This window comes from Cellulomonas sp. EB106-03-03-XG116, assembly GCF_058792015.1.
This window is the reverse complement of record NZ_JBYTEP010000098.1, coordinates 1-6,409: the sequence shown is the minus strand read 5'-3', so window position 1 is coordinate 6,409 and position 6,409 is coordinate 1. Positions and strand designations below refer to the sequence as shown.

Genomic DNA, 6,409 nt, shown 5'->3' with positions numbered 1-6,409 from the left:
GCGATCGCCTCGACCTGCCGCTGCTCGCCCGTGCGCGGTGTCCCGCCGGCGGCCACGACGGGGTCCGGGCCGAAGTCCGTCAGGCAGGTCCCGTCGGGCCCGTAGACCGGCAGCACGACGGCGGCGACCGGGTCGCCGTCGGAGTGTTCCTGCAGGTCAGATGCCATGGAACGACACTACCGACGCCCACCGACGCGAACCCCGGCGGCCGCCCTCGCCCTGGGGACGCAGCATGACCATGGCGCCTGTGGAGGACTCGGCGATAGCGCGGCGAGCCGTGCCGGAGCCCGCCGCCCCCCGAGTGGTCAGCCGCGGGCGTCGCCCCGCGGTCCCGAGGGCGGTCCCGGCGGCACGTCCGGCGACCCCGCCGCCCCCGCCGACCCTGCCGCCCCCGCCGACCCCACCGCCTCCGGCGGCGTCACCTCCGCCGCGGACCCCGGGATCGCGATCGCCGACACCACCGCCCCTGCCGCCATGAGCCCGGCGCACGCCAGCATCGCCACGGGGTGCGCGTCGGCGAGGACGTCCGGGTCGGACAGCCCGGCGCCGACCCCCGCCACCAGGGGCAGCACCGCGACGGCGAGCAGCCCGGCGACGCGTGCGACGGCGTTGTTGGTCGCGGACGCCACGCCGGCGAGGTGGTCGGGCGCCGCGGCGAGCGCGGTGGCCGTCAGCGGCGCGACGGTGAGCACCAGGCCCACGCCGACCAGCAGGACCCCGGGCAGCACGTCGAGCAGGTAGTGCGCGTCTGGTCCGATGCCGCCGAGCAGCACGGCCCCGGCGCCGGCGAGCAGCGGCCCGACGGTCATCGGGATCCGCGGCCCGATCCGGGCGCCCAGCGCCCCGCCCTGCGCCGACAGCAGCAGCATCAGGAGCGTGACCGGCAGGGACGCGATCCCGGCGGCGAGCGGCGACCAGCCGGTGACGACCTGCAGCGTCACCGGGAGGAAGAAGAAGATGCCCGTCAGCGCCGCGTAGACGAGCAGCGTGGCGAGGTTCACCGCGGCGAACGGCCGCCAGCGGAACAGCCGCAGCGGCAGCGCCGGGTGGTCCGAGCGCGCCTCGGCGACGAGGAACGCGGCCAGGGCCAGCACCCCCGCGGCGCCCACGGCCAGCACCGGGCCGGTCGGGGCCCCCGCCTCGGACCACGCCGTGAGCGACCACGTCAGCGCGCCGAGCCCGATCCCCGCGAGGACGGTGCCCAGGACGTCGAGCCGGCCGGACGCCTCGGGGTCCGCGGACTCGGGGACGAACCGCACGGCGACGACGACCACCAGCGCCGCGAGCGGGATGTTGATCCCGAACACCCAGCGCCAGCCGACCTGCTCGACGATCCAGCCGCCCAGGAAGGGCGCCACCGCACCGGCGGCACCGCTCAGCCCGGACCACGCGCCGATGGCCTTGGCCCGGTCGCCGGCCACGAACGTGGCCTGGAGGATCGCCAGCGACCCCGGCGTGAGCAGCGCGCCGCCGACGCCCTGCAGTGCGCGCGCCGCGACGAGCAGCCCGACGGTGGGGGCGAGGGCGCACAGCACCGAGGCGGCGGCGAACGCGACGGTGCCGACGAGGAACACCCGCCGCCGGCCGAACCGGTCGCCCAGCGACCCGCCGAGCAGCAGGAGCGCCGCGAGGGTGAGCGCGTAGCCGTTCACCGTCCACTGCAGCCCGGCGGTCGTGGCGCCCAGGTCGTCGGCGATGGCGGGCAGGGCGATCCCGACGACCGTGCCGTCGAGGAAGACGAGGGCGGACCCGAGGACCGTCGCGAGCAGCGTCCCCCGTCCCGCGGGGGAGGACAGCACCAGGCCCGCGGGCGCTCGGTCGGGGGCGTCGGCGGGCACGGGACCTCCCTGCGGCTCGGGCCGTCGGTGCCGCCCCCGGAAGACCCGTCGGGCGCCCCGTCGTGCCCTGCGACAGTACGACCGCGGACCCCCGCCGGGCACCCCTGCGAGGGGTGGGTGACCCCTACCCGGCGTGTCGTTCGGTCAGCGGACACGCGCCGCGTCAGGCACAGTAGGCGGGTGGGTGACGTCAGGGACCTTCGTTCGGCGCCGGGTGCGCGGCGTGCTGACGCGCGCGCGGAGCACGACGAGCTGGTCCTGGACGCCCGTCGGTCGGCCCCGCGCGCGGCGCGGCACTGGATCATGCACCGGGTGGCCGCCTCGGGTGTGTCGGGGTCGGCGAACCAGGTGATCGAGCTGCTGACCGGTGAGGTGGTGGCGAACGCCGTCGTGCACGGGCCCGAGCACGGGCGCGTCCGCGTGGCGGTGCGGATCGACCACCGCGGCGTCCGCGTCGCGGTGACGGACGAGAGCCCCGCGCGCCCGCAGGTGCAGCACCCCGCGCCGACCGCGGTCAGCGGCCGCGGCATGGCGCTCGTCGAGGCGCTGTCCCGCACGTGGGGCGTCGACGAGCACGGCGCGGACGGCAAGACCGTCTGGTTCCTCGTCGACCCCGAGGCCGACTGACCCCCGGCGCCTCCCGGGCCGGTCCGATCCCTGCGGTTCGTCCGGCCCCACCCGTCCGGCCCCGCCCGTCCGGGTCAGCCGGTCCGTCCGGCCCCGCCCGCCCGGGTCAGCCCGCGCGGCCCCCGCCGAGCGCCAGGTCCACGACCAGCGCGCGGTGGTCCGACATGCCCGTGTCGACCGCGACGGGCTCGCTCGACGGCACGACCGGGCCGTCGAGGAGCACGTGGTCGATCTGCCGGTCCGGGACCTCGACGGGGAAGGTGTCCACCCGCCCGACGGAGCGCCACCCGGACACCCGCGCGGGCGTCGCGCCCTCGAGGTTGAGGTCCCCCGTGACGGCCAGCGGCCTCGGCAGGCCCCGGCACGCCCGCACGAGGTGCCGCAGCTGGACCACGTTCCAGGCGGTGATGAACGTCAGGTGGGTCGCGACGACGGTGATCGGGCCGTCCGGGGTCTCGACGACCGCCGCGAGCGCGGCGCGCTGCTCGTCCTGCACCAGCGACGGCCGCCGGTTCCCCCGGTGCACCATCGGCACCCGGCGGCGCAGCGTCGGCAGCGTGAGCACCCGCCACGCGCTGACGGGGTGCCGGCTGAGCAGCGCGATGCCGTAGGCGGCGATCGCCGGCTGGTCCTCGCCCGTGGCAGCGGTCCAGGTGCCGGGGTGGCCGTGCAGCGTCGCGACGAACCGGTGCGCCTGCGCGCCCATCGCCTCCGCCGCGACGGCCGTCAGGTCGGCGCCGTGCGACCGCGGCTGGTCGCGGTCGACCTCCTGGAGGGCCAGGACGTCGGCGTCGAGCCCCCGCACGGCCGAGGCGAACCGGTCCAGGTCCACCTTGCCGTCGGTCAGGCTCCGCCCGTGCAGGATGTTGAAGGTCGCGAGTCGCACGTCCGCGATTCTTCCCGTCGCTCTGCGGACGCGCGCGTCGTCGTGCAGACTCCGGGGGCATGACGTCCGACGCCGCGACCGCCGCAGCCGTGGGTGCCGGGGTGGGCCCCGGCGCCGCGGACCCGCCCGACCCGCGCACCGCGCTGCAGGACGCCCTCCGGATGGCGGCCGTCGCGCTCGAGGAGGCGGGGATCCCGTTCGCCCTGGTCGGCGGGTACGCCGCCTGGGCCCGGGGCGCGCCGGAGCCCGACCACGACGCCGACTTCGCCATCTCGGAGGAGGACGTGCCGGAGGCCCGGGCCGCGCTCGCCGCCGCCGGCCTGGACGTGCAGGACCCGCCCGAGAACTGGCTGTTCAAGGCGTTCCACCACGGCGCGCTCGTCGACATCCTGTTCCGCATGGTCGGCGAGCCGATCACGCACGAGATGCTCGCGCGCTCGGACGTGATGGAGGTGCTGGCGGTCCGGATGCCGGTGCTCGACGCCACGGACATCATCTCGGCGAAGATGCGGGTGCTCGGGGAGCACTACTGCGACTTCACGCGGATGATCGCGATGGTCCGGGCGCTGCGCGAGCAGATCGACTGGGAGCGGGTGCGGGCGGAGACCGCGGGGACGCCGTACGGGCGCGCGTTCCTGCTGCTGGTGCACGAGCTCGGCGTCTCGCCGGTGGGCCCCGCGGACCTCTGACCCCACCCGTCGTGACGAGGGGTGCAAGAACTGGTCCCGACGCGACACAGTGGTGGCACAGGCGCGCGCCGACGCGCGCGCCTCGCCACCGACGCGAGGGGAACGCGTGCACAGCGCTCAGCAGCCGGTCGCCGGGACGGACGACGCCGGGACGGACGACCCCGGGACGGACGACCCCGGGACGGACGACGTCGCCGGGTCGGACGCGCCCGCGCCCTCCGCCGACGCCCCCGCCGGGCCGCGGGACGAGCCCTGGTTCGAGGACCTGTTCGCCCGGCACGCGACCGCCGTGCACCGGTACCTGCTGCGCCGCGGTGCGGCGGACGACGCCGAGGACCTGGCGGCCGACGTGCTGACGGTCGCCTGGCGCCGGCGCGCGGAGGTGCCCGACGGCCTCGAGCTGCCCTGGCTCTACCGGACCGCGGGCTTCGTGCTCGCCAACCACCGCCGCAAGGGCCGCCCGGTGCCGGTGGAGACGGTCCCCGACGAGCCCGACCCGGACGACCCCGCGGTCCTGGCCGTGCGCGACGAGCGGGTGCGCGAGGCGCTCGCCCGGCTCAGCGCGCGCGACCGGCAGGTGCTGCTGCTGACCGCCTGGGAGGGGCTGTCCGGCGAGGACCTCGCGCTCGTGCTCGGGGTGTCCCGCGGTGGCGCGGACGCCGCCCTGTCCCGCGCCCGCGCGCGGCTGCGGGAGGCGTGGGCGGCGGACTGACCGCCGCCCGTCCCCGGCGCTCCGCGTGCAAGGCCCGGCGGGCCGGTGACACAGAGGGGGTGGACGCGCCCCGCGCCGCACCGGCGGAGGGCGCACGGACCCGAGGAGACCACCGTGGACGAGCACCGCGACCAGCACCCGGAGCCGGCCGGCACCCCCGGCGGCGCGGACGACGAGGCCCTCGCGCGCCTGCGCGCCGCCGACCCGGCCGCCGACGCCCGGCCGGACACGGCGGCGCTGCGGGCCGAGGTCGCCCGCCGCACCGCCGCCGACGCGCCGGCCGCCGGCCCCGACGGCTCGCCCGCCCCCGACGCCGCACCCGCCCCCGACGGCGACACCGTCGTCCTGCTCGCCCCGCGCCGCCGCTCGCGGTGGCTCCAGGTCGCCGCCGTGGCCGCGGCGGCCGCCGTGGTCGCGGGCGCGGGCGGCTACGCCGTCGGCGCGACCGGCGGCGACGGGGACGCGATCACGGCCGAGGCGCCCATCACCCTGCAGGGAGCCGGCCCCGAGGCGGCGACGGCGATGTCGGGCGCGGCCTCCACGGCGGACATGCGGATCGCGCCGTGGTTCGGCGGCCGGGCGGTGTTCACCGCCTCGGGTCTCGCCGACGACGCCGGCTCCGGCCACGCGTGGGCCTTCGACGCGGCGTCGGTGTTCTCCGCGGAGACCGCGGCGCGCGTCGCGGGCGTCCTGGGCGTGGCCGGCGACCCCGTGCAGCAGTACGGCGCGTGGACGGTCGGCCCGCAGGACGGCTCCGGCCCCACCGTGTCGCTGCAGCCCGACGGCACCGCCGGGGTCAGCTACTTCGACCCGACGCGCGACCCGTGGTCCTGCACCGCGTCGGCGCCGGACCAGCCGGACGGCGGCGCGACGTCGGACGGCTCCGCCGGGGCGGCGTCCGAGGGCCCGGCCGCCGGCGAGTCGTCCCCGGAACCCGGGGTGCTGGACCCGTCGCTCGTCGACCCGGCGCTGCCGACCGTCGTCGGCCCCTCGTGCGAGCCGGCGGGCGGCCCCGCGCCGGCGGGTGACGCCGCGACCTCGGCCGTCCGCGACCTGCTCGGCTCGCTCGGCGTCGACCCGGAGGGCTTCCAGTACGAGGTCGTCGACACGGGCGACGCCCGCTCGTCGTCGGTGACGGCGTACCAGGTGCTCGACGGGCAGCAGACCGGCCTGACCTGGTCGGTGACGCTCGTCGCCGACGGGGTGCAGTCGCTCTACGGGTCGCTGGCCCCGCTCGTCGACCTCGGGGAGTACCCGGTCGTCGGTGCGGCGACCGCGGTGGAGCGGCTGAACGACCCGCGGTTCGGCTCCGGCTCCGGCGGCGTCATGCCGCTGGCCCGCGCCGAGGCCACCGACGGCGCCGCCGCGGGCGACTCGTCCGCCGCGGCCTCCGCCGACCCGACGGTGCCGCCGACCGCCACCCCCGGCGCGGCGATCCCGTGGTCGGTGCAGCAGGTCACGATCACCGGGGCCCGGCTCGGCGTGACCCAGGTATCCGGCACGGACGGCGTGGCCCTGCTGGTGCCGGCCTACGAGCTCTCCGACGACGACGGCTCCACCTGGAGCGTCATCGCCGTCGACGAGGGCTCGCTCGATCTCGCCGGGTGACCGGCGACGGGGGGGGGGGGGGAGGGGGGGGGGGGGGGGGGGGGGGGGG

The 6,409-nt window shown here is 78.1% G+C and carries 6 protein-coding genes; 4 read left to right on the top strand and 2 right to left on the bottom strand.

Annotation, left to right across the window (positions count from 1 at the left end; genetic code table 11):
* Nucleotides 1–305: 305 nt before the first annotated feature.
* A complete protein-coding gene (locus tag AC3WUG_RS19145; protein WP_492329124.1) occupies nucleotides 306–1,838 on the bottom strand; it encodes a DHA2 family efflux MFS transporter permease subunit in 1,533 nt (510 codons plus the stop codon).
* A gap of 180 nt (nucleotides 1,839–2,018) precedes the next feature.
* Here AC3WUG_RS19145 and AC3WUG_RS19140 point away from each other — a divergent pair, with 180 nt between their 5' ends.
* On the top strand, nucleotides 2,019–2,465 hold the full coding sequence (locus AC3WUG_RS19140) for an ATP-binding protein (protein ID WP_239198962.1): 447 nt from the start codon (nucleotides 2,019–2,021) through the stop codon (nucleotides 2,463–2,465).
* 106 nt (nucleotides 2,466–2,571) lie between these two features.
* Here AC3WUG_RS19140 and AC3WUG_RS19135 read toward each other — a convergent pair whose 3' ends face one another.
* Nucleotides 2,572–3,351: an endonuclease/exonuclease/phosphatase family protein gene (locus tag AC3WUG_RS19135; RefSeq protein WP_492329123.1), complete on the bottom strand. Its 780-nt coding sequence runs from the start codon at nucleotides 3,349–3,351 to the stop codon at nucleotides 2,572–2,574.
* 59 nt (nucleotides 3,352–3,410) lie between these two features.
* Between AC3WUG_RS19135 and AC3WUG_RS19130 the strand changes: the two genes are divergently transcribed.
* The 3 genes from AC3WUG_RS19130 (at nucleotide 3,411) to AC3WUG_RS19120 (ending at nucleotide 6,360) form a co-directional block, all read left to right on the top strand.
* Nucleotides 3,411–4,040 carry a nucleotidyltransferase family protein gene (locus tag AC3WUG_RS19130; RefSeq protein ID WP_492329122.1) on the top strand — a complete coding sequence of 210 codons (630 nt, stop codon included), beginning with the start codon at nucleotides 3,411–3,413 and terminating at the stop codon, nucleotides 4,038–4,040.
* A 106-nt stretch (nucleotides 4,041–4,146) separates the two neighbouring features.
* The gene (locus tag AC3WUG_RS19125; protein WP_492329121.1) at nucleotides 4,147–4,752 is read left to right on the top strand and encodes an RNA polymerase sigma factor; all 606 of its coding nucleotides are present in this window, start codon (nucleotides 4,147–4,149) and stop codon (nucleotides 4,750–4,752) included.
* A 114-nt stretch (nucleotides 4,753–4,866) separates the two neighbouring features.
* Nucleotides 4,867–6,360 carry a hypothetical protein gene (locus AC3WUG_RS19120; RefSeq protein ID WP_492329120.1) on the top strand — a complete coding sequence of 498 codons (1,494 nt, stop codon included), beginning with the start codon at nucleotides 4,867–4,869 and terminating at the stop codon, nucleotides 6,358–6,360.
* Nucleotides 6,361–6,409 lie beyond the last annotated feature (49 nt).